This is a genomic window from Peptoniphilus pacaensis, from assembly GCF_900088125.1.
Lineage (GTDB): Bacteria > Bacillota > Clostridia > Tissierellales > Peptoniphilaceae > Aedoeadaptatus > Aedoeadaptatus pacaensis.
Genome location: NZ_FLQT01000003.1, coordinates 1,672,695 through 1,695,574, shown reverse-complemented (window position 1 = coordinate 1,695,574; position 22,880 = coordinate 1,672,695). Strand labels below are relative to the sequence as shown.

Here is a 22,880-nt window from a genome sequence, read left to right as displayed (position 1 = left end):
TATTATAACATAATTTACGGGATTCCACATGATTTTAACGTATCCCGGTGTGGCCAAATCCGCCTTCGCCTCGCTCCGTTTCAGACAATTCGTCCAAGCTTTCCACTTGAACCCAATGAGCCACTTCGTAGGCCATAAAGACCATTTGGGCGATGCGGTCGCCGTCTTCAATGGTGACCTCTTCGTCGGAAAGATTGACGACAAGAATGCCCAGCTCGCCTCGGTAGTCGCTGTCGATGGTGCCGATGCCGTTAATGAGGGTAATGCCTTTTTTTAAGGAAAGGCCGCTCCTCGCCCGCACTTGGCCTTCGATGCCCTTGGGGATTTCGAAGAAAAGGCCCGTGGGAATCATGGCCCGCTCCAAGGGCTTTAAGATTTTCGACTCTTCTAAATTCGCCCGTAAATCCATGCCGCAAGAGCCTTCGGTTTTGTAAGACGGAAGGGGATGGCGGGATTTATTCACTACTTTTACGTTCATAGAATCTCCTTTATGAAAAAAACCGCCGAAGCGGTTTTCTGTTTATTTGTTATTTTCTTTGTCTTCCGGTTTTTTATCCCGAGGCGGATGGTTGCGCTCCGGCTTGGGTAAGAGGGCTTTTCTGGAAAGACCGATCTTTCCTTTTTCAAGATTCATGACCTTAACCTTGACCTTATCCCCTTCCTTCAGCACATCTTCCACTTTGCCTACGCGCTTGTGGTCGATGTTTGAAATGTGCAGGAGGCCTTCTCTTCCCCAGAGGATTTCGACAAAGGCACCGAAGTCGACGACCTTCGTTACCGTACCGTCGAATACCTCGCCCACTTCCAATTCGTGAACGATGTCTTCGATGATTTTCTTCGCAATAAGGGCGCCTTCATCGTTGGCTATAATGGAAACGCGGCCGTCGTCTTCGATTTCGATTTGTGCGCCGGTTTCTTCGGTAATCTTGTGAATCACCTTGCCGCCGCTGCCGATGACTTCGCCGATCTTTTCGGGATCGATTTGTAAACCGGTAATCTTCGGTGCATAGGGCGAAAGCTCTGCTCTCGGCTCGGCAATGGTGCCTGCGAGGTGAGCCAAAAGTTCCATACGGGCGTCGTGTGCCTGTTTCAAGGCGCGGGAAAGAATTTCTCTGGATACGCCGCTGATTTTAATATCCATTTGTAAGGCGGAGATACCTTCCGACGTTCCCGCCACTTTAAAGTCCATGTCGCCGTAATGGTCTTCCAGACCTTGGATGTCCGTCAGGATCACGGGATCGTCTCCGTTGTCGATAAGGCCCATGGCGATACCGGCCACCGGCGCTTGAATCGGCACACCGGCATCCATTAAAGCCAGGGTCGATCCGCAAATGCTCGCTTGTGACGAAGAACCGTTGGATTCCAGGATTTCATTGACCACGCGAATGTAGTAAGGAAAGTCTTCTTCCGTGGGAAGCACGGGAAGCAAGGCTCGTTCGGCCAAATTGCCGTGACCGATTTCGCGACGGCCCGGGCTTCTCGGCGGACGGGTTTCGCCGACGGAATAGGACGGAAAATTATAGTGGTGAACGTAGCGCTTCGTGTATTCTGGATCCAAGCCGTCGATAATTTGGCCTTCCGTCAAGGGCGCCAGGGTGACCGAAGTCAAGGCTTGGGTTTGTCCGCGAGTAAAGAGGCCGCTGCCGTGTACGCGAGGCAAAAGACCGACTTCCGAAGACAGGGGGCGGATTTCCGTAAAGTCTCTTCCGTCGCTCCGTTTTCTGTCTACGAGAATTTGTTTTCTGAAGATTTCTTGCGTCAGGTTTTCAAAGATGACGTTTAATTCGACTTCTCTGTAATCTTCTTTCTCTTCCAATTCGGCGATCAGTTCGTCCTTCACTCTGGAAAGCTCGTGGCCTTGCTCCGTTTTATCGGCGATCCACAATGCCTTTTCGACCTTGTCGTATACCGAGTCAATAATCATGGCCTTGTAATCTTCGTCGATGACCAATTGATCGTAGTCCATTTTTTCTCTTCCCACTTCGTCGACGATGCCGTCGATAAAGGAAACCAGTTTTTTAATTTCCTCGTGGGCATAGAGTATGGCGTCAAGCACTTCGTCTTCATTGAGCAAATCCACTTCCGCTTCCACCATCATAATGGCATCGGCGGTGCCGGATACGGCGAGATTTAAGCGAGAGCGCTTTTGATCGTCGACGGAAGGGTTTAGAACCATCTCGCCGTCGATATGACCGATGCGCACGGAGCCCGTAGGCCCTTGAAAGGGAATGTCCGATATGGACAGGGCGATGGAAGATCCGATCATAGCCAAGATATCCGTCGGGTAATCGGGGTCGTAACTGAGCACCGTGGCCGTGACTTGAATGCTGTGGTGATAGTCATCGGGGAACAGAGGACGAATGGGACGGTCGATTAAGCGGCTGACCAAAATCGCGTTGGTTCCGGGACGCCCTTCTCTTTTGTTGAAGCCGCCAGGGATCTTACCCGAGGAATAATATTTTTCTTCGTAATCGCAGCTTAAAGGCAGAAAGTCCGCCCCTTCACGGGCCTTGGTTGATGCCGTCGCCGTGACGAGAACTACGCTTTCGCCCTGTCTGACCCAGCAGGCGCCATTGGCCTGTTTGGCAACCTTCCCGATCTCTACATACAGAGGCTCGCCGTTTAGTATAGTCGAAAATGTTTTATACATGTCACACTCTTTTCTCTATAAAGAAAGAGCGGTCGCCCGCTCTTTGATTCCTGTCTTAACCTCTGATGTCTAAACGTTCGATAAGAGTTCTGTAGCGTTCCACATCCTTGTTCTTCAAATAGCGGAGCAGGTTCCGTCTCTTACCGACCATCTTTAAAAGACCTCTACGAGAGTGATGGTCTTTTTTATGTTCTTTCAAGTGTTCGTTCAGCGTATTAATAGTGTAGGTTAAAATAGCGATTTGAACTTCCGGGGAACCGGTGTCGCCTTCTTCTCTTTGATACGCTTTGATGATTTCTTGTTTCTTTTCTTTCGATAACATAATTTCCTCCTCATAAAAATACGGTTTGACCAAGTAAGCGTCGAGGATCGGCAAACTGAGCCAAACTAACGAATACTAAAGTATTCTACCATTTATCTGCTTATTTGTAAATTCATCTTTAAGAATTTGTTGGCGGATCAGTTCCAAATCGTCGTTCATGCGATCCTTTAAAGCTTCCACATCTTTAAAGGTCATCTCCGGACGAATGAATTCCAATAGAGCCACGTCCATGCTCTTCCCGTAAAGACTGTCGCCGTGGTAGTCGTAAAGATAAGTTTCGACTTTTATTTCCTGCTCCGAAAAAGTCGGATTGGTGCCGATGTTCGTTGCGCCGTAATAAAACTTTCCGTCTACGATGACGCCGGTAAGGTAAACGCCGAATTTCGGTATAACGTAGTGGGCGTCGTAGAGAATATTTGCCGTGGGAATGCCGATAGTCCGCCCCAATTGCTTGCCGGGAACGACGGTGCCTCGAATGGTAAAGGGACGCATTAAAAGGGATTGTGCCAGTTCCACATCCCCTTCTTTTACAGCTTCCCGAATGCGCGTACTGGAAACAGTCTCGCCGCCGTAGCTTACCGCTTCTTTGACGGACAAGGCGATGCCGTTTAAATCGCAAAGGCTTTTAAGTGTGGCAACAGTACCCGAGGCTTTATAACCGAATCGATAATCGTAGCCTACGACGATGCCCTTCGCCTTTAAATGATCAACTAAAAATTTCGTCACAAAGGCTTCGGGACTCATGTGCATGATTTCATCGGTAAAGTCGATCTCGTAAATAATGTCGATGCCCAAGGAGCGAAGAATGTCGTGTTTTTGAGATCCGGATGTTAACAGTTCCTGGGAAATACCCTCCGTCGTGTTTTTCGTGTGCGTCGTAAACATGAGAACAGAAGAGGGACAGTGAAGCTTTTTTGCCATGTCGACAACACCTTCGATCAGGGCTTGATGGCCTTTGTGTATGCCGTCGAAATTGCCCAGGGCAATCGTCGCCTCCCTATGAATTTCCGACTCTAAATCGACTTGTATAACCTCCATAAACACCTCAAACTAATACTTTCTTCATGGATACGTTTATCGCTCCGTCCAATTCTTTCACTGTACCTAAGCCGACGAATGTATCGCCCGCGTAGACGCGGTATACATCTCCGCAGGGAACGGTCGAAGGAATGCGAGAAGACATGCCGTTGACGGAAGGCTTCAGGCGATTCGCCGGCAGATGGATCGCAGGCATATGCTCAAGCAACCGGTCCATGGGAAGAAGGACGTCTTTCCGCTCCCGAGGGGTCATAGCTTCCACCTCTTCGATGGTAAATGCATCGTCGATACTTGTATCTCCCACGGAGACGCGGCGCAATGCGGACATAGTCAAATAACAACCGGCCGCCACGCCGATGTCGTCGAGGAGCGTGCGGATGTAGGTGCCGGAAGACACCTCGGCTAAAATCGTCACCGATTCTTTATCCGACGCCAAGCACTCCAGTTTCGAAACAGTGATGGGACGCTCTTCTCGCGGAACACAGATGCCCTTGCGTGCGTATTCGTATAATTTTTTGCCCTTATACTTCAGCGCCGAGTGCATAGGGGGCAGCTGCAGCTGTTCCCCTCTGAAAGCATCCAGAACGCTTTCTAAGTCCTCGGGAATCGGTTTAGGGGATCTTGCATAGACTTCGCCCGAAGTGTCCCCTGTGTCCGTTCTAAAGCCCGCTGATGCCTTGGCGATATACGCTTTGCGGTCGTCTGAAATATATTCAGCCACCTTCGTCGCGCGTCCGATACATATGGGCAATAGACCCGTGGCCATGGGATCTAAGGTCCCGGTATGGCCGACCTGTTTCGTTTCATAGAGCCTGCGCATTTTCTGCACCACATCGTGAGATGTCCAGCCTTCAGGTTTATCGATTAAAAGGATTCCGTTCATTGACCCGCATTTTCTACTTTTTCTTTGACTAAAGCTTCCACTTTCTCCAACACGCTTTCCAGGGACTCACTTGACGATGCCCCGGAGGCACGAATATGGCCGCCGCCACCGAAGACGGACGCGAATTCCGTGCAGTTTAAATAGCTCTTCGAGCGGAAAGAAAGTTTGACTTCATCGGCTTTTTCTTTGAGAAAGACCGCCATTTCGACACCATCGATATTTCTGGCTTTTTCAACGATGCCTTCCGTGTCGTCCTTGGATGCGCCCGCCGCTTCCATATCCTTTAAGCGACAGACGGCGATGGAAATTTTCCCGTCGGCCATAAAACGCAAATCGGAAAGGACGCGAGCGGACAGCGCCAACTTTTCCTTGGACATGGATTGATACACCGATTTAACGACCGTGTTGTGATCGCAGCCGGCATCGTAAAGCTTGGCGACGATGCGGTGGGTATCCCCGTTGACGCTGTCGTATTGGAAGCTCCCGGTATCCGTCGATATGGCCGTGTAAAAGCCCGTAGCCATGGCAGGCGTAACCTCGGCATCCATGGCATCCAACACGCGAAAGAGCACTTCCCCGGTGGATGTGGCCTTGGGAAGCACGCAGTTTAAATCGGCATAGGAAAGATTGCTCATGTGGTGATCGATATTCACCGTAAATTTCGCCTTTTCAAAAAGCTCTTTTCCCTTGGCGCCGAAGCGATCGGCATCCGATGAATCCAAGGCGATCAGCAGATCAAAGGCTTCATCGACGGACGAAACGTCGACTCGGGCTGTTGTCGAAGGTAAATAAGCAAAGTCTTTCGGGACGTCGTCGTTGGACAGGTAGACGACTTCTTTGTTCAGCCCTTTCAGAAAGCCGTACATAGCCTCCAGGCTGCCGAGATTATCTCCGTCGGGGCTGGTGTGGGACATAATCGCAATAGAGTGCGCATCGCGAATCTTATCACGAAGCGCGTCGGCGAAAATTTTAATATCACTCACTGCGATGCTCCGATTCCATTACTCTATTAATCGTTTCTTCCAGAGCCATGCCCTTTTCGATGCTTTCGTCTAGTTCCAAAAGGAGCTCGGGCATCGCTCGTAATTTTAAGCGGCTGCCCAATTCCTTTTTCATAAAACCTTTTGCACTTTCCAAGCCGTCCATGGCATCTTTTTTCGCTTCGTCGTCGCCGAAAATCGAAATGCCCACGGTGGCATAGGAAAGATCTCTCGTCACCGAGACAAAGGAGACACTGGTCAAGGGAGGAATCCGCGGATCTTTCAATTTATTTTGAATGATGTCGGAAAGCTCCCTCTTCACCTCTTCCGATATTCGGTGAACCCGTTTATCTTTCATGTTAAATTTCCTTCTTTATTTCTTTTTCGATATAGCATTCCAGCAAGTCGTTGACTTGAATGTCGTTAAAGTTTTCCACCATGAGACCGCCTTCGTAGCCTTGGGCGATTTCCTTGGCGTCATCTTGGAAGCGCTTCAAAGAAGAGATCGCACCTTCGTGAATGATGACGTCGTCGCGCAAAACCTTGACGAATGCTTTTCGAGCAATTTTTCCCTTGAGGACGTAAATACCGGCGACGATGTCGTTGGAGGGAAGCTTGAAGGTTTCACGTACTTCGCAACGACCCAAGACTTCTTCGGTGATTTCCGGCGTGAGCATGCCGCTGATGGCATTTTTCACATCATTTAAAATGTCGTAAATGACGCGGTAGGTGCGCACGTCTACTTCTTCCTGTTTGGCTAGTTCGATGGCATTAATGTTCGGGCGCACGTTAAAACCGATGACCAATGCATTGGATGCGGAGGCCAGGTTAATATCGCTTTCGTTAATTCCGCCGGTGCCGGAGTGGATAATGTTAACTTGGACTTCATCCACATCTTCGTTGTCGTTTAATTTCAGCAAGGATTGATTCAAGGCTTCTACGGTCCCCTTCACGTCGGCTTTGACGATCAGGTTTAAATCCTTCAACTCGCCTTCTTTAATCTTGTCGAAGAGATTGTTCAAAGAGACCTTGTTCTTCGATGCCAATTTTTCTTCCCGTTCTTGGGCGATGTTTCGAGCGGCAATTTCTCTGGCTGTCTTTTCATCTTTAACGGCATAGACCATATCCCCGGCATTGGGAACGCCGTCGAGACCGAGAACGACGACAGGCGTCGCCGGTCCGGCTGTCTTCAGACGCTTCTTCTTATCGTCGTTCATGGCGCGAATGTGACCGTAGCAGGTGCCGCTGACGATATAGCTGTCGTTGGTCAAGGTTCCCTTTTGAACGAGAATCGTCGCCATGGGTCCCTTGCCCTTGTCGAGACGGGCTTCCACAATGGTGCCTACGGCCAGACGATCGGGATTTGCCTTTAATTCCAACACTTCGGCTACGAGAAGCACCATGTCCAGAAGCTCGGGAATCCCTTGCTTGGTTTTCGCCGACACTTCCACCATGATGGTATCGCCGCCCCAGTCTTCGCAGACCAATCCTTCTTCCGTCAGCTCTTGGCGTACGCGGTCGGGGTTGGCGCCGTCGCGGTCGATCTTATTGATTGCGACGATAATGGGAACGCCGGCTGCCTTGGCGTGGTGGATGGCTTCTCTGGTTTGAGGCATGACGCCGTCGTCGGCTGCGACGACGAGAATGGCAATGTCCGTAATGGACGCCCCTCTGGAACGCATGGCCGTAAAGGCTTCGTGACCGGGGGTATCCAAGAAGGTAATGGGCTTACCGTTTGCCGTTACCTGATAAGCACCGATATGTTGAGTAATGCCGCCGGCTTCCGATGCCGTGACGTGACTCTTTTTGATGACGTCCAAGATCGAGGTCTTGCCATGGTCGACGTGACCCATGACGGTGACTACCGGTGGTCTTCCTACCAAGCTGTCCTCGGGATCTTCCTGATCCAAGCCGTAGATTTCTTCGATATTCGAATCTTCTTCGGAAATAAATTCGATCTCTATTTTTAATTCATCGGCTAAAATCTCGATAACGTCACGATCGATGGATTCGTTTTGTGTCGCCATAACACCTAAGCCGATAAGCTTCGTAATAACTTGTGCCAAGCTGATGCCGACTGTATCGGCAAATTCCTTAACCGTTAACGGTGCCTTGATCTTAATAGCCCCGTCCCCCTTTACATCTTCCTTCGCCATACGCTCTTTGCGCTTCTGACTTCTCGTTTTCTTCTTCGGTGCCTTCGGCTTTTCAAAGTCTTGCGGCCGGGCATTCGCTTTTTCTCTTTCCTTCTGTTTCTTCGCTTCTTTTTGCTTTTTCTTTTTGCTCTTCTTCAGATCCGAATGCTTTTGGCCGGTGCCGTCGGAATATTGCTTATCCTCATAAGCATCCACTTCCGGTGCGCTTTTTTCCTGCACTTTGCGCGAAGATTCTTTTACCGTATCGGGACTGGTAGGCGTATGAGCAGGAGCCTTGTCCTGTTTTTTCGCCGTCGTCTTTTCCGTTTCCCTTTTCGCCGGCTTACGTTCCGTCGTGATTTTTTTCTCGCTCTTTTCAGTTGTCCGCTTCTTTGCGGGGGTCGAATCTTTTTTCTTCTCGTCCTCCACTTTTGGTGCCGGTTTCTTTTCCGTCTCTTCGGCTTTTTGAGCACCGCCGCTTTGCGCCGTTTGCGCCTTTCTGATATAGCTCAGAAGATCCTTTTGTTGCTGTTCACTTAAAGTACTCATGTGACTTTTGACGGTGATATTTGCCTGCTCAAGAATGTCCATTAAATCCTTGCTGGCCATGCCAAATTCCTTGGCTACCGTGTAAACTCTTTTGTTCGACATGAGAACACCTCCTCATTAAAAGAGGATTATAGATCTGCCAGTGATTGGCGAAGCGATTCGATCATTTCCTCAGTAAGATCTTTTCCCAAGGCCTTGTAGATAGCCTTCGTTTTAATCGCCCTGTCCAGGCACTTTATATCTTTACAAACATAAGCGCCTCTGCCATTTGCTTTTCCCGTTTCATCTATAAAAACCTCTTGTTCTTTATTTTTTACGATTCGTATGAGCTCTTTCTTCGGTTTCGATTCAGAACACCCTACGCATTTGCGCAAGGGAACTTTTTTCGTTTTGTTCATTGATGAATCCTCTTACTCATCTTGCGCTGCTTCCTCCGCTGTACTATCGCCGGCATCTTGGAATAATTCCGACAGGTCCATGCCGGTGAGACCGCCGATACTTGCGAAATTGTCGCTGACTTTCGTTTCGCCACTTTCATCGGCTGCGAATAATTCGTCCGATGTACTGTCTTCCGTGGATTCCGCCGACGTATTTTCAAAATAGGTTCTGAAGTCGTCCATGTCCATGGAAAGGGAATCCAGGTATTCGTCAAATTGCGTTTCGGATTTTATATCGATTTTCCAGTTCGTCAGCTTTGCCGCCAGGCGCGCATTCTGCCCTTCTTTTCCGATGGCCAGAGAAAGTTGATAGTCCGGTACGACGACCATGGCGGATTTTTCCCGTTGATTGATAAAGACTTCTACGACCTTCGACGGGCTCAGGGCGTTGCCGATGAATGCAGCAATGTCTTTTTCCCAAATGACGATGTCGATTTTTTCGTCGTGCAATTCGTCGACAATGGTCTTCACTCGACTGCCTTTAAAACCGACACAGGCGCCCAAGGGATCCACGTCTTCGTCTTTGCTGAAGACGGCGATCTTCGTCCGGCTCCCCGCTTCTCTCGCGATAGAGAAAATCTCGACGATTCCGTCGTGAATCTCCGGCACTTCCAACTCAAACAGACGTCTCACTAAATTCGGATGGCTTCTGGAAAGGACGATTTGCGGTCCCTTCGGCTGTTTGTTGACTTCCAAGACCAACATTTTATAGCGGTCGCCCTGCTCGTAAGACTCCCCTTGGATTTGTTCCGACACGGGCAAAATGGCTTCGGTCTTTCCCAGGTCGACGAAGACATTACCTTTCGTCACGCGCTGTACGTCGCAAGTAATAATTTCATTTTCCCGATCGGCGTAGTCGTCGTAGATAACATCTCTTTCGGCGTCTTTGATCCGTTGGATGACCACTTGTCTCGCCGTTTGTGCGGCGATGCGACCGAATTTTTCCGGTTCGATGTCTTCGTAGTAAATATCGCCTATTTCCAATCTGGGATTTTCTTGTCGCGCCTCTTCCACGGAGATTTCCGTGTTGTCGTCGAAAACTTCTTCCACGACTTCTTTTTCGGCGGCCAAAGAAATTTTTCCCGTCTCTCGATCGATATCGACGACCACATTTTGCGAGGTGCCGAAATTTTTCTTATAACTGGACAAGAGTGCCGTTTCAAGGGCCTCGATGATTACATCTTCGGGAATTCCTTTTTCGCTTTCTAATTGCTTCAGAGCTAAAATAAACTCTTCATTCATTGTTTTTTCTTTGCCTCCTAAAATTCAATGACCTGTCGCATTAATGAGATGGATTTTGAATCAAAGGTGACAATTTTTCCATCTTCCGTGCGGATATCCACGGTTTCTTCGCCGTAGTCCGCTAAAATACCAACAAATTCTTTCCGCTCGTCTACTTTTTTGTAGAGGTGAACCTCGACCTTTTTTCCCATATTTCGCCTGTAATCGTCTTTGCTGCGAATCGGCCGATCCAATCCCGGCGATTGAACTTCCAGGGTGTATTTGCCTTCGAATAAGTCCTCGCCGTCGATTAACTCGCCTATGTGGCGGGAAATATCGGCGCAGTCGTCGATTTTCACGCCTTCAGGATGATACACCGTGATCACAATACGCGACGGCGTCTTGTTCGAAACCTCCACTTCTACAATTTCGTAACCTCGTTCACTTGCCGCCTTTTCTGCAGCCGATGTGACGATTCCGCGTACTTGAGAATGTTTCAAGAACTCACCTCCCATAAAAAACTAGAGTGGTGGACCCACTCTAGTTCTACTCGTCTATCTTTTCTTTAGTATATCACATTTTGCCGGTATCGCCAATAAGATCCATGATGCTTAACTGGTTATCTTGCGGGATTCCCCTGAGGGCGCCGTGTGCTTTTAAGGTCTCCACGACAGTTTTGGAAGCGCCGGTCCGCTTCATCATATCTTCTACGGAAAGAAATTCCTGTTCAGCAACGGCTTCGTAAATTTCTTTCGCCACCGTGCGTCCGATTCCCTGAAGGGAACTGATGGGCAAAAGCACCTTTCCTTCGTAGACATAAAACTTTTCGTAATGGGACACGCCCAGGTGGATGGGCTCAAAGGCATAGCCCCTCGCCATCATTTCCATGACGACGCGCAGAATGGGTATTTCGGATAATTCCGCCTTGGTCGCCTCGTCATTGTTTTCGATCCATTCCATCCGTTTTTTAATGCTGTCGATGCCGCCGATCAGCAGATCGCCGTTTAGGTCCGACAGCTTGGTCGTAAAGTAAGCGGCGTAAAATGCCAGAGGGTAATGGACTTTATACCAGGCGATGCGAATACTGGTCATAACATAGGCCACGGCGTGGGCCCGGGGGAACATGTACTTGATCTTTTCGCAGCTTTCGAAATACCAACTCGGCACATCCAAGGTCTTTAAGACGTCCATGTATTTTTCAGGAAGGCCGCGACCTTTTCGCACCGCCTCCATGGTATCGAAGGCCACTTTGTTTTCCGCACCGGCGACGATGAGGTAGTTCATTATGTCTTCCCGGGTACTGATAACTTCCGATATGGTGGCCTTATTGGAGTGCACAAGGTCCTGGGCGTTGCCCGTCCACACGTCGGTGCCGTGGGAAAGGCCGGAAATATTCACCAGCTCGCCGAAGGTCGACGGTTTCGTGTCCATAAGCATGCGCACGACGAAATCCGTCCCGAACTCGGGAATCCCCAATGTCCCCGTCGGGGAAGTGAAGAGTGTTTCGTCCACCTTTAATGCATCCGTGGAGGTAAATAAACTCATGACATCGGGATCGTTCAGGTCGATGCTTTCCATGGGAACGCCGGTTAAATCTTCCAGCATACGCAGGATGGACGGCGCATCGTGGCCGAGAATGTCCAGCTTTAAAATATTTTCACTGATGGAGTGGTAGTCGAAGTGGGTGGTAATGACGTTTTTCTTCTTCTCATCCGCCGGATACTGAATCGGCGTAAAGTGGTGGATGTCTTCGTCCTTCGGCACGATCATAATGCCGCCCGGGTGTTGTCCACTGGTGCGCTTCACCCCTTCGATGCCCTTGGCCAGTCGCAAGATCTCCACGGGGTTTTTCTGAATGTCATTTTCTTCGATGAATTTCTTCACCAAGCCGAAGGCGGTTTTCTCCGCCAAGGTGCCGATAGTGCCGGCGCGGAAGACGTAGCCTTCGCCGAAGTAATCCTCGATAAATTTGTGGGCCGTGGGCTGATACTCGCCGGCAAAGTTTAAGTCGATATCCGGTTCCTTGTCGCCGTAAAAGCCCAGGAAGACTTCGAATGGAATCTTATGTCCTTCGCGAATCAAGGGCTCGCCGCAGACCGGGCAATTCTTTTTCGGCAAGTCGAAGCCCGTGCTTACCTTACCGTCGTCGATAAACTCGCTATATTGACAGTTACCACAAACGTAGTGAGGCATGAGGGGATTGACTTCCGTAATGCCGGTCATTGTGGCGACAAAGGAGGAGCCTACGGAGCCCCGAGAGCCGACGTAATAGCCGTCGTCGTTTGATTTTTGCACCAGCTGCTGAGCGATTTTATACATGACCGCGTAGCCGTTTCCAATAATGCTTTCAAGTTCCGTGTTTAAACGGTCCTCTACGATTTTCGGCAGTGGATCGCCGTATATATCTTTCGCCCGTTTAAATGCGTCGGCCTTTAAATCTACGTCGGCATTTTTAATTTTCGGCGGATATTTTCCCGATGGAATCGGAGGAAACACGTCGATGGAATCAGCGATCTTCTTCGGATTGTCGATGACGATGGCTTCGGCCTCTTCTCCCAAAAAGGAAAAGGCATCGAGCATTTCGTCGGTGGTCATAAAGTATGCGCCCTTATTTGTAAAGGGGCGGCCCCGGAATTTCGAATGCTCAAGTATTTGAAGAAATTCCGCGTTGTCTTCGTTTAGGTAACGCACGTCGGAAGAGGCGACGACGGGGATATCCAGTTCTTTTGCCAGCTTGATTAAATCCAAAATCATTTCCCGGGCGTCGTCTTCATTTCTTAATAGGCCATCGGCATAGGCCTTGCCGTAACGTTTCGGCGGCGCCACTTCGATGTAGTCGAAATTCGAAGCGATATGCTTTAGCTCCCTTTCTTCTGCACCGCGCAAATAGGCATCGATCAACTCGCCCTCTTCTCCCCCGGATCCGATGATAAAGTTCTCTTTATTTTTTAAGACTTCCGAACGGAGCATACGGGCCGTACGGAAAAAATGATCCATGTGAGAGCTTGAAACCAAATGGTACATGGCTGTAAGGCCTTCCAGATTTTTCGGGAATATGGTCATTTTAGCGGGGAAAGATTTTTCCGGCCCTTCGGGTTTCAATGTGTTTAGGTCGTCGGGCTTTTCGACGCCGCACTTTTCCGTCAGCCGTTGCAGTTGCAAAAATAATTCCGCCGTGGCCTCGGCGTCGTTGACGGCCCGGTGAGCGCCCTGCAAATTGATGCCGAAGCGCTTCGCCAGCGTGCCCAATCGAAAATTCTTCACCTGAATATCCAAGGACCGAGCCAAGAGCAAGGTGTCGATGGTGGGATAGGGCGCCTTCCCCTTCCGTCTGTATTCGATAAATCGGGAGTCGAAAGAAGCATTGTGTGCTACCAAAATACAATCGCCGATAAAGGTCTCGAATTTCGGTAGGACCACGTCGATGGGGTCCGCATTCGCTACCATCTCGTCCGTAATATTGGTAAGCTCCACCACCCTTTCCGGAATGGGCCGCATGGGATTGACGAAGGTTGAAAAGCGTTCGGTGATGCGCCCGTCTTCGATTTTTACGGCGCCGATTTCCGTGACTTCGTCGTAGCGCGGCGAAAAACCCGTAGTCTCCAAGTCAAAAACCACGTAACCGGTTCCGTGATCGACCTGCGCCGGATTTTTATAAATAAGTTCCTCGTCGTCCACCACATCGGCATCGATGCCATAAAGTATGCGTATGTCGTTTTTCTTAGCCGCATTCATGGCGTCCGGATAGCCCTGCACCACATTGTCGTCGGTAATGGCGATGGCCTCGTGGCCCCAGGCCTTGGCCTGCTTGGCGAAATCGCCGATGGTGTTGGTGCCGTCCATATTGCTCATCTTCGTATGGACGTGAAGTTCGATACGCTTGCGTTCGTTTCTATCGACGCGCTTCGGCGCGGGGGACAGCTTGATGTTTTTTGCCACCATGCACTCCCGCTTGTCGAAGCTGTCGAAATCGTACTTCCCGTGAACGGACACGGTCTTGCCTTTGGAGAAGGTCCCGGCGAAGGCATCGGCTTCTTTGTTTTTGGCGAAAGCCTTTACCGTCGTACTGTCCGTGCCGTCGTAAATCGACAGGATAAACAGGGTTTTGTCATTTTTAATGGGTCGGGCGTCGAAATCGAAGACAGAGCCCGTAATCGTCACCGTCTCGCCGAGTCTGCACTGATTGAGAGGAGTCGGCGCTTCGAATTTATTCTTGCCGAAGCTGTAAACTTCGTCCTCGTTTTTCGCAGGCGCTTGGACGGCCGTCGGCGTTTCAATTTTAAAATCGTTGCAGAAAACCGACTCTTCGCTTTCGATCATCTCCTCTAAGGCTTTTAATTCACAGCCCTCTTCCGAGCAGCAGCATTCCAGGAAGTAATGGCGTCCGGTTATTTCCTCCAAGCGGCTTTCAATGCCCATGGAAAGGACTGTCTTTTCCACGGTGGCATTCGGTACCTGAAGGGTGATGTGGCTCTCTTTTAAGGAGAAGCATCCTCTCTCGAGCCAAGCGCCGGAAGAAATAATCGACGTCTTTAAAAAATCATAGATCTCGTCTTCCGTATAGGACGGCAGCTCCTTTTTCTTTTCCAAGTAAAACATCTTAACGGCCAATGTGGGGTAACATTCTGCCACAAGTTGTGCGAAGTCGTCGCTCCAATCCCCTTCTTCACAGTTGAAGTGCAAATTTAAAGCGGATCTGTCTCTGTTATAGACGAGCTTTTTGAAAGGTATGGAATGATTTAAAATAAAATCCATCAGGGCGCGCTCTGATGGATGCTTTTCTTGATTGATCACCGATGATCCCTTTCTATTAAGTCGATAAGAGCGTCTAAGAGCTCGGCTTCCGGCACGGTTTTTATCACTTTTCCCTTTTTAAAGATGACGCCTCGTCCGTTTCCGCCGGTAATGCCGTAATCCGCTTCCTGTGCTTCGCCGGGGCCGTTGACGCGGCAACCCATAATGGCGATCTTGCCTTCATAATCCAGAGCCTTAAAGCGCTCTTCCGCTTCTTCAACGATGTTGATTAAGTCGATTTCCGTGCGGCCGCAGGTGGGACAGGCGACGATGTCGATCCCCTCTTGTCTGAGATCCAGGCTCTTCAATATGGCCTTGGCACAATAGACTTCATCTACGGGATCCCCCGTCAAGGAGACGCGCATGGTATCGCCGATGCCTTCTTCCAGCAAGGTTCCCATGCCCACGGCCGATTTGACGATGCCGTTTAAGGCGGCGCCTGCCTCGGTAATACCGAGATGGAGCGGGTAATCGGACACTTTTGAAAACTCGCGATAGCTTTCGATAGACTGGCGAACGTCGGAAGATTTCAAAGAAACCTTAATGGAGTCGAAGCCGAATTTTTCCAAGGTGGCGATCTCTTCCAATGCCGATTCCACAATAGACTTTGGATTGACGCCGTGGTACCTTTCGATGAAGGAAGGCTTTACGGATCCGGAATTGACGCCGATACGAATGGAGACGTTTCTTGCATTCGCCGCCTCTGCCACTTCCTTTACCTTCCATTCTTCGCCGATGTTTCCGGGATTGATGCGCAGGCCGTGGACGCCGTGTTCCAGAGCGTATAGGGCCAGGCGATAGTCGAATTGAATGTCGGCGATGACCGGAATGGCGATGGCGGGAATGATTTTATCCAACGCTTTCGCATCTTCCTCGTCGTTGACCGCCACGCGAATAATATCGCATCCTGCCTTTTCCAATCGAAGAATCTGATCGATGGTCGAAATCGCATCTTTCGTCTTCGTGTTCGTCATGGACTGAATGCTAATCGGGGCGCCGCCGCCGATTAAAACGTCGCCGACTGAAATTTGCTTCGTGTACTTTGCCACCTTGTCGTCCTTTCTAGTGTAAAAAACGCGCGATGTCGCCGAAAATCGTCACGTAAATCATTAGGCTGAATAATAAAACAAAGCTTGCTACGGACAGGCCCTGTTCCACCCTTTCATTGACGGGCTTACCCGTGATGCCTTCGATGAGTAGGAAGACAAGCTTTCCACCGTCGAGGGCGGGGATTGGGAGCAGGTTCATAAAGCCTAAATTCGCCGAAATATAAGCCGTAATAAAGAGCAGGGAGCCGAATCCGTATTTCACCGAGTCGCCGATGACTTTTACCACGCCCACCGGCCCTGAGAGATTATCGACGCCGAGCTTGCCGGAAAACAATTTGCCTAAGACATCGAAAATCGTCACGACGGTCTTCCCGGTCATGGCGAAGCCGTCGCCAATGGCTTTGATCGGTTCTTTCTTGTTCGTCGGTTGAATGCCGACGATAGGCCGACCTTCTTTTTCCACCGGCGTGACGGAAAAGGACAAGTCCTCGCCATTGCGACGAACGCCGATGGTCAAGGTCTTTTTCGATGCCGCCACCTTTTCGGAAAATGCGTCCCAATCTTCGACAACTTTTCCGTCGATGGTGTGAATCACATCGCCGGTCTTTATCCCCGCTTCTGCCGCAGGGGATTTGGGAAGCACTTTATCGACGGTGCGGGTAGGATAGCCCGTGATCAGTAAAAACAGGGAAAAGGCGACGATGGCCAGGACGAAATTCATTCCGGCACCGCTAACGATCACCGCCGCCCGTTTCCAAAGGCTTGCATTATTAAAAGACCTGGGGTCGTCAGATGCCGATTCCTCCCCTTCCATGGCCACATAGCCGCCGATGGGCAGGGCCCGAAGGCTGTACTGGGTCTCACCTTTTTGTTTTTTAAAAATTAAGGGGCCCATGCCGATGGCGTATTCGTTGACTCGAATACCCACGGCTTTGGCCACGGCAAAGTGGCCGAATTCATGAATGGCTATGATTAATATAAAGACAAATAGTGAACCTAATAAGGTTGACATAAAACCTCCTAAAGGGCAAAACGGAATAAGATATAGATCATGGGAATGATTAATAACATACTGTCGAATCGATCCATAAATCCGCCGTGACCGGGAAGGAATTTTCCGAAGTCTTTAATGCCCGTCGTGCGTTTAATTTTCGATGCAAATAAATCGCCGAGCTGTGCCGTCACCGAAGCGAGGCCGATAAAAAGCCCGTGAACGAAGTTAATTTCAATATTAAAAATTAGACAATAGATCAATCCGCAAATCAATGTGCCTATCACCCCACCCAAGGCGCCTTCAACGGTTTTATTCGGGCTGATGGATGGGCAGAGCTTGTGTTTCCCGAAGGCCATGCCCGTTAAATAGGCAAAGGTGTCCGTGGCAATGGATATAACGAAGACCAGATACAAGTAACGAGTCTTGTCCAGAGACATAATGGGAAACAAAAAGGTGGGCACATAGATAAGGATTAAGACGGAAATGCCCATGTCCTCGATGGAAAATTCATCTTCTTTTAAATAATAGAGAATTAAGAAGAACATGGGTATGGTAAATGCGACAAACCATGGCCAATCGAATTCAAATACCACAAAGTGGAAAGCACAGGCGAGCAAAATGTAATGCTCCGGAATGTGATTGCCCTTATGCTTAAAGGCGGCAATCAGCTCCCTGGACAGCTCCAGGGAGAATAAGAGCACGGCAATTTGCAGCACCCTGCCGCCAAAATATAAAATCGTGACCAAGAGCGCAATAAGAACCAGTGCCGTTATCGTACGTTTTAATAGATTGCTCAATTATACGCCTCCAAATCGCCTGTTTCTACATTGGTAATCGTCGATGGCACTTTTTAATGTTTCTTCGGTAAAGTCGGGCCATAAAATATCCGAAAACCAGAATTCCGCATAGGCCAGCTGCCAGAGCATAAAATTGCTGACACGCAACTCCCCGCTGGGACGAATCAAAAGATCCAAGGGCGGCTGATTTTTCGTGTAGAGCTCTCGTTCAAATGCCTCTTTGTCGATGGCATCGAGGTTGATTTCTTTCGCTTCAACTTTTTGAGCCAAAGACTTTGCCGCACGAAGGATTTCGTCTTGTCCGCCGTAATTCAGACCAATGTTCAGTACGAGATCTTTATTGGATTCCGTACGCTTCACGGCGCCCATTACCATCTCTCTCGTCTTATCTCCCAGAGCCGATACGTCGCCCATGATGTTCAGCTTCACCCCGTTTTCACACAATTCGTCCAGATACTGATCGATAAATGAGCGCAGCAAAAACATGAGATTGGACACTTCCTGCTCGGGCCGTTTCCAATTCTCTGTGGAAAAAGCATACAGGGAGAGATAGGGAATATTTAATTTGTAGCAGGCTTTGACGATTTCTATCACTCGCTTTACGCCTTCTTTATGGCCGAAGGTGCGGGGCAAATTTCGTTTTTTTGCCCAACGACCGTTTCCGTCCATAATAATGCCGATGTGTTTCGGCATTTCTTTTTTTGCAGAATCCATGATTTCTCCTAAAAAGAAAGAACCCCCTAAGGGGCTCTATTCAATTGTATTTAAATTTCAAGTAATTCGTCTTCCTTCGTCTTGGCAATGGCATCGATGTTTTTGATAGCGGCGTCGATAAGTTTTTGAATTTCTTCTTCATAATCTTTCAGATCATCTTCCGAAATTTCCTTGCTCTTTTCCGCTTTTTTTACTATATCGATGGCGTCGCGACGAATGTTACGAACGGCAATTTTCGATTGCTCCGCATCTTTTCCCACGACCTTAATCATGTCCTTGCGTCGCTCTTCCGTCAGTTGAGGAATCGCCAGACGGATTAATTTACCGTCGTTGGAAGGATTTAAACCCAAATCGGATTTTAGAATCTCTTTTTCAATGGCCGGAATCAAGGATGCGTCCCAAGGTTGAATGGTTAACAAGCGCGCTTCCGGTGCCGTAATGCCGGCAACTTGGTTTAAGGGCGTTTGTTGGCCGTAAGCTTCTACGGTGATTCGGTCTAAAAGAGAGGGATTGGCGCGACCGGCACGAATAGATGCCAACTCTTCCTTTAAGCGATCGGCAGTCTTTTGCGTTTTGGTTTGAACTTCTTTTTTGATTTCGCTAAAATCCATACAAAATCCTCCTTATTCCACACGGGTTCCCAGCTCCTTGCCCATGGCCGCATCGTACAGATTGTTCGATTCGTCGATGCCGAAGACAAGTAGGGGAATTTCATTTTCCATGCATAGAGAAGTGGCTGTCGAGTCCATAATTTTTAAATTCTTGCTTAAAATATCGAAATAAGTCAAGTTGTCAAATTTTACGGCGTCTTCATAGACATTGGGGTCGGAGTCGTAAATACCGTCCACGCCTTTTTTCGCCAGCAAAATGACTTCCGCGTCGATTTCAGCTGCACGGAGGGCCGCCGTGGTGTCCGTGGAGAAATAGGGATTGCCTATGCCGCCTGAGAAGATAACCACGCGTCCTTTTTCAAGGTGACGAATGGCGCGGCGACGAATATAGGGCTCGGCCACTTGTTTCATTTCGATGGCCGTCATGACCCGCGTCACCACTTCCATTTGCTCCAAGGCATCTTGAAGGGCCAGGGCATTCATTACCGTTCCCAACATCCCCATGTAATCGGATGTGGCACGATCCATTTCTTTACTGTCGCGGCCGCGCCAAAAGTTGCCGCCGCCGACGACGATACAAGTTTCCACGCCGGCTTCGGAAATACGCTTGATTTCTGAAGCGAAAAGCCGGACGACGGAAGAATCGATGCCGATTCCTTTTTCACCCGCCATGGCTTCCCCGCTGAGTTTTAAGACGATTCGCTTATATTTAGGTTCCATGGTCGCGGTCCGATTATTGCATTTGTTTTGCAACTTCTTCGGCGAAGTCTTCGTTGCGTTTTTCTAAGCCTTCACCGACTTCATAGCGGCAGAAACGACGAATGCTGATCTTTTCACCAATCTTTGCGATGAGTTCGGTTAACAGATCGTTGACGCTCTTGTCGCCGTCTTTAATAAAGGGTTGATCCAATAAGACGATTTCTTTGTAGAATTTTTCTAAACGGCCTTCGACCATTTTTTCTACGATCTTTTCGGGTTTGCCTTCGTTTAAAGCTTGTTCCTTTAATACGGAACGTTCGTGATCCAATTCTTCTTGGGGCACTTCTTCGCGGGTGACGTATTTCGGATTGGCAGCTGCTACTTGCATGGCCATGTCGCGAACGAATTCTCTGAAGTCTTCGTTCTTGGCGACGAAGTCGGTTTCGGAGTTGACTTCGATCAGCACGCCGATGCGATTGTTGTGGATGTAGCTTTCGACGATGCCTTCAGCTGCAATACGGCTGCTCTTCTTAGCGACCTTGCTCAAGCCTTGTTCTCTGAGAATGTCGGCAGCGCGATCGATATCGCCGTCGGATTCCTTTAAAGCCTTCTTGCAGTCCATCATGCCGGCGCCGGATTTGTCTCTCAGTTCTTTAACCATTTTTGCAGTAATTTCCATTTTACTATCCCCTTTCAATTATGAATCACATCTTCAAAAAAATAAGAGTTCCATTGGCTTAGAACTCTTATAATCTACCTTATTCTTGTTCTTTTGTATCAGCCGCACTGTCCATGTTTTGATTTTCAGTTTCTTCGGTTGCTTCTACTTCTTCAGCCACTTCAGCTTCTTCTTCCGCGTGGTCTTGTGCCCCTTGTTTTCCTTCGAGGACGGCATTGGCCATGGTTTCTGTAATTAACTTAACGGCACGAATGGCATCGTCGTTGCCGGGAATGGGGAAGTCCAATTCATCGGGATCGCAGTTAGTATCCAAGATACCGACGATGGGAATGCCGAGCTTTTGTGCTTCTTTAACGGCGATGTTTTCCTTCTTCGGATCGACGACATACATAACATCGGGCAGGCCGTTCATGTCTTTAATGCCGCCTAAGAACTTTTCAAGACGTTCTCTTTCGTGACGAAGGCCGATAACTTCCTTCTTGGGAAGAACGTCGAAACGACCGTCTGTTTCCATTTCTTCCAAATCTTTCAGACGAGCGATTCTTTTCTTTATGGTTTGGTAGTTGGTAAGAAGACCACCTAACCAACGTTGGTTAATGTAGAATTCTCCACAACGCTTTGCTTCTTTTTCAATGGCATCTTGTGCTTGTTTCTTCGTGCCGACAAACAATACTTGTCCGCCGTTTTCAACGGTTTCGCGAACGAAGTCGTAGGCTTCTTCAATTTTACCTACGGTTTTTTGCAGGTCGATAATGTAAATGCCGTTACGTTCGGTGAAGATGTATTTCTTCATCTTCGGGTTCCATCTTCTGGTTTGGTGACCAAAGTGTACGCCGGCTTCAAGCAGGCTCTTCATAGATACTACAGACATATTTCCTCCAATTGTTTTTTTCCTCCACAGTTCGTATGGACAGGACGACCCGTAGGCAACGGCCCTGTTCTGAAACTGTGTGCGTATTTGTACCGATATATTATAACATGGGCTCTGGGGGCATGCAAGAATCCTTTCTCCTTTTTTGTCCCGAACTTGTGATATACTTTTTCTGTAAAAGGAGGAATTATGAATTTCGAACAACGCTTACAAGCTTATGCTGAATTATTAATAAAGACCGGTGTTTCTTTAAGGGAAGGACAGGATTTAGTGATCCGTAGTCCACTGGAAGGAAGGGATCTCGTCGTCGCCTGCGCCCGCGTCGCCTATGAGGTCGGTGCGGCAGATGTCCACGTCATTTGGTCCGACGACGATCTGGTTCTTTTAAAATACCAATGCGCTCCCGACGACGTTTTAAATACGGTTCCGGATTTCGAACAAGACAAGTATCGCCATTATTTAGAGCGTGGCGCCGCCTTCTTGTCATTCACAGGTTCGGATCCCGACCTTCTCAAGCAAATCGATCCGAAGAAGCTGCACAAGGCTTCCGGAAGTCGGAGCAAGGCCCTGCGCTTTTATTCCGAAGCCATGATGAAAGACGAAAATCCCTGGACCGTCGCCGGCATCGCAACCAAGGCTTGGGCCATGAAAGTCTATCCGGACTTAGAAGCCGATGCGGCCGTGAAAAAATTATGGGATGCCATACTCGACATGTCCCGCGTGTCGGAAAACCCGCTGGCTGATTGGGAAGAGCATATGGAAACCATCGACGGACGCGCAAAGAAGCTCACCGAAGCGTCCTACGCTTCCCTTCACTACAAAAACGGATTGGGAACGGATCTGACCATCACCTTGCCCGAAGGCCACATTTGGGCCGGCGGCGGCTCCCATCTGCCCGACGGTCGTTATTTCGTGGCGAACATTCCCACGGAAGAAGTCTTCACCCTTCCCCACCGCAAGGGCGTCGACGGCATCGTCTTTGCCTCCATGCCTTTGGCATATAACGGAAACATCATCGACGGCTTTTGGCTGCGCTTTGAAGATGGTAGGGTCGTGGACTTCGATGCCGAGAAAGGCAAGGATGTTCTCGCCCATTTGCTTGAGACGGACGACGGCGCCAAGCACTTAGGCGAAGTGGCACTCGTCCCCGACGACTCGCCCATTTCCAATCGCAATCAACTGTTTTACAACACCTTGTACGACGAAAACGCCTCTTGCCACTTGGCGCTGGGCAAGGCCTACCCCACCTGTTTAAAAGACAGCGGCGATTTAAGTAAAGAGGAACTGTTGGAACGAGGGGCCAACGACAGCCTGACCCATGTGGATTTCATGGTAGGTACGCCGGATCTTTCCATTACGGCAAGGACGGTGGACGGAAAAGAGATCCCGATCTTCGTCGACGGGAATTGGGCAAAATAAAAGGACACCCGAAGGTGCCCGCAAAAAAAGCTTCCGAA

21 protein-coding genes are annotated in these 22,880 nt (G+C 49.2%); 1 reads left to right on the top strand and 20 read right to left on the bottom strand.

Annotated features, from left to right (window positions below):
* Positions 1–34: 34 nt before the first annotated feature.
* The 20 genes from dut to rpsB all read right to left on the bottom strand — a co-directional run bounded on the left by dut (position 35) and on the right by rpsB (position 21,423).
* On the bottom strand, positions 35–478 hold the full coding sequence (dut, locus tag BN7444_RS08195) for a dUTP diphosphatase (RefSeq protein ID WP_068458084.1): 444 nt from the start codon (positions 476–478) through the stop codon (positions 35–37).
* A 42-nt stretch (positions 479–520) separates the two neighbouring features.
* Entirely contained in the window at positions 521–2,650 is a 2,130-nt protein-coding gene (gene pnp / locus BN7444_RS08190; RefSeq protein WP_068458082.1) for a polyribonucleotide nucleotidyltransferase, read from the bottom strand.
* A gap of 55 nt (positions 2,651–2,705) precedes the next feature.
* The gene (gene rpsO, locus BN7444_RS08185) at positions 2,706–2,972 is read right to left on the bottom strand and encodes a 30S ribosomal protein S15 (protein ID WP_082941325.1); all 267 of its coding nucleotides are present in this window, start codon (positions 2,970–2,972) and stop codon (positions 2,706–2,708) included.
* Positions 2,973–3,047: 75 nt separating this feature from the next.
* Entirely contained in the window at positions 3,048–4,010 is a 963-nt protein-coding gene (locus tag BN7444_RS08180) for a bifunctional riboflavin kinase/FAD synthetase (protein WP_068458080.1), read from the bottom strand.
* A gap of 7 nt (positions 4,011–4,017) precedes the next feature.
* Positions 4,018–4,893 (bottom strand): tRNA pseudouridine(55) synthase TruB, encoded by an 876-nt coding sequence (truB, locus tag BN7444_RS08175; protein WP_068458078.1) that lies wholly within the window; start codon positions 4,891–4,893, stop codon positions 4,018–4,020.
* Entirely contained in the window at positions 4,890–5,876 is a 987-nt protein-coding gene (locus BN7444_RS08170) for a DHH family phosphoesterase (RefSeq protein WP_068458076.1), read from the bottom strand. Before BN7444_RS08170 ends, truB begins: the two co-directional genes overlap by 4 nt.
* On the bottom strand, positions 5,869–6,231 hold the full coding sequence (rbfA, locus tag BN7444_RS08165) for a 30S ribosome-binding factor RbfA (RefSeq protein ID WP_068458074.1): 363 nt from the start codon (positions 6,229–6,231) through the stop codon (positions 5,869–5,871). The genes BN7444_RS08170 and rbfA overlap by 8 nt, the downstream gene beginning before the upstream one ends.
* A 1-nt stretch (position 6,232) precedes the next feature.
* Positions 6,233–8,659 carry a translation initiation factor IF-2 gene (infB, locus tag BN7444_RS08160; RefSeq protein ID WP_068458073.1) on the bottom strand — a complete coding sequence of 809 codons (2,427 nt, stop codon included), beginning with the start codon at positions 8,657–8,659 and terminating at the stop codon, positions 6,233–6,235.
* Between the two features lie 26 nt (positions 8,660–8,685).
* Positions 8,686–8,955 (bottom strand): RNase P modulator RnpM, encoded by a 270-nt coding sequence (rnpM, locus tag BN7444_RS08155; protein ID WP_068458071.1) that lies wholly within the window; start codon positions 8,953–8,955, stop codon positions 8,686–8,688.
* 12 nt (positions 8,956–8,967) lie between these two features.
* The gene (gene nusA, locus BN7444_RS08150) at positions 8,968–10,236 is read right to left on the bottom strand and encodes a transcription termination factor NusA (RefSeq protein ID WP_068458069.1); all 1,269 of its coding nucleotides are present in this window, start codon (positions 10,234–10,236) and stop codon (positions 8,968–8,970) included.
* 17 nt (positions 10,237–10,253) lie between these two features.
* Positions 10,254–10,715 (bottom strand): ribosome maturation factor RimP, encoded by a 462-nt coding sequence (locus BN7444_RS08145; protein ID WP_167627218.1) that lies wholly within the window; start codon positions 10,713–10,715, stop codon positions 10,254–10,256.
* Positions 10,716–10,788: 73 nt separating this feature from the next.
* Positions 10,789–15,009 (bottom strand): PolC-type DNA polymerase III, encoded by a 4,221-nt coding sequence (locus tag BN7444_RS08140; protein ID WP_245654211.1) that lies wholly within the window; start codon positions 15,007–15,009, stop codon positions 10,789–10,791.
* Complete coding sequence (gene ispG, locus BN7444_RS08135) at positions 15,006–16,058, bottom strand: flavodoxin-dependent (E)-4-hydroxy-3-methylbut-2-enyl-diphosphate synthase (protein WP_068458066.1); 1,053 nt, start codon at positions 16,056–16,058, stop codon at positions 15,006–15,008. The genes BN7444_RS08140 and ispG overlap by 4 nt, the downstream gene beginning before the upstream one ends.
* A 13-nt stretch (positions 16,059–16,071) precedes the next feature.
* Positions 16,072–17,070, bottom strand: a complete 999-nt coding sequence (rseP, locus tag BN7444_RS08130; RefSeq protein WP_068458064.1) for an RIP metalloprotease RseP — start codon at positions 17,068–17,070, stop codon at positions 16,072–16,074.
* An 8-nt stretch (positions 17,071–17,078) separates the two neighbouring features.
* Positions 17,079–17,849, bottom strand: coding sequence for a phosphatidate cytidylyltransferase (locus BN7444_RS08125; protein WP_068458062.1), 771 nt, complete (start codon positions 17,847–17,849; stop codon positions 17,079–17,081).
* Positions 17,850–18,563, bottom strand: coding sequence for an isoprenyl transferase (locus BN7444_RS08120; RefSeq protein WP_068458060.1), 714 nt, complete (start codon positions 18,561–18,563; stop codon positions 17,850–17,852).
* Between the two features lie 50 nt (positions 18,564–18,613).
* Positions 18,614–19,174: a ribosome recycling factor gene (gene frr / locus BN7444_RS08115; RefSeq protein WP_068458058.1), complete on the bottom strand. Its 561-nt coding sequence runs from the start codon at positions 19,172–19,174 to the stop codon at positions 18,614–18,616.
* Positions 19,175–19,186: 12 nt separating this feature from the next.
* Complete coding sequence (gene pyrH, locus BN7444_RS08110; RefSeq protein ID WP_068458056.1) at positions 19,187–19,894, bottom strand: UMP kinase; 708 nt, start codon at positions 19,892–19,894, stop codon at positions 19,187–19,189.
* A 13-nt stretch (positions 19,895–19,907) separates the two neighbouring features.
* The gene (gene tsf, locus BN7444_RS08105) at positions 19,908–20,552 is read right to left on the bottom strand and encodes a translation elongation factor Ts (protein ID WP_068458055.1); all 645 of its coding nucleotides are present in this window, start codon (positions 20,550–20,552) and stop codon (positions 19,908–19,910) included.
* A 79-nt stretch (positions 20,553–20,631) separates the two neighbouring features.
* On the bottom strand, positions 20,632–21,423 hold the full coding sequence (rpsB, locus tag BN7444_RS08100; protein WP_068458054.1) for a 30S ribosomal protein S2: 792 nt from the start codon (positions 21,421–21,423) through the stop codon (positions 20,632–20,634).
* A 189-nt stretch (positions 21,424–21,612) separates the two neighbouring features.
* On the opposite strand from rpsB, the gene BN7444_RS08095 reads away from it, so the two are divergent.
* Positions 21,613–22,842: an aminopeptidase gene (locus BN7444_RS08095; RefSeq protein ID WP_068458052.1), complete on the top strand. Its 1,230-nt coding sequence runs from the start codon at positions 21,613–21,615 to the stop codon at positions 22,840–22,842.
* The last annotated feature ends 38 nt before the right edge of the window (positions 22,843–22,880 follow it).

Excerpts from the sequence above, each read along its gene's own strand:
- dut (WP_068458084.1), bottom strand. The coding sequence starts at position 478 with ATGAACGTAAAAGTAGTGAATAAATCCCGCCATCCCCTTCCGTCTTAC.
- pnp (WP_068458082.1), bottom strand. The coding sequence starts at position 2,650 with ATGTATAAAACATTTTCGACTATACTAAACGGCGAGCCTCTGTATGTA.
- rpsO (WP_082941325.1), bottom strand. The coding sequence starts at position 2,972 with ATGTTATCGAAAGAAAAGAAACAAGAAATCATCAAAGCGTATCAAAGA.
- BN7444_RS08180 (WP_068458080.1), bottom strand. The coding sequence starts at position 4,010 with ATGGAGGTTATACAAGTCGATTTAGAGTCGGAAATTCATAGGGAGGCG.
- truB (WP_068458078.1), bottom strand. The coding sequence starts at position 4,893 with ATGAACGGAATCCTTTTAATCGATAAACCTGAAGGCTGGACATCTCAC.
- rbfA (WP_068458074.1), bottom strand. The coding sequence starts at position 6,231 with ATGAAAGATAAACGGGTTCACCGAATATCGGAAGAGGTGAAGAGGGAG.
- infB (WP_068458073.1), bottom strand. The coding sequence starts at position 8,659 with ATGTCGAACAAAAGAGTTTACACGGTAGCCAAGGAATTTGGCATGGCC.
- rnpM (WP_068458071.1), bottom strand. The coding sequence starts at position 8,955 with ATGAACAAAACGAAAAAAGTTCCCTTGCGCAAATGCGTAGGGTGTTCT.
- nusA (WP_068458069.1), bottom strand. The coding sequence starts at position 10,236 with ATGAATGAAGAGTTTATTTTAGCTCTGAAGCAATTAGAAAGCGAAAAA.
- rseP (WP_068458064.1), bottom strand. The coding sequence starts at position 17,070 with ATGTCAACCTTATTAGGTTCACTATTTGTCTTTATATTAATCATAGCC.
- BN7444_RS08120 (WP_068458060.1), bottom strand. The coding sequence starts at position 18,563 with ATGGATTCTGCAAAAAAAGAAATGCCGAAACACATCGGCATTATTATG.
- frr (WP_068458058.1), bottom strand. The coding sequence starts at position 19,174 with ATGGATTTTAGCGAAATCAAAAAAGAAGTTCAAACCAAAACGCAAAAG.
- pyrH (WP_068458056.1), bottom strand. The coding sequence starts at position 19,894 with ATGGAACCTAAATATAAGCGAATCGTCTTAAAACTCAGCGGGGAAGCC.
- tsf (WP_068458055.1), bottom strand. The coding sequence starts at position 20,552 with ATGGAAATTACTGCAAAAATGGTTAAAGAACTGAGAGACAAATCCGGC.
- rpsB (WP_068458054.1), bottom strand. The coding sequence starts at position 21,423 with ATGTCTGTAGTATCTATGAAGAGCCTGCTTGAAGCCGGCGTACACTTT.
- BN7444_RS08095 (WP_068458052.1), top strand. The coding sequence starts at position 21,613 with ATGAATTTCGAACAACGCTTACAAGCTTATGCTGAATTATTAATAAAG.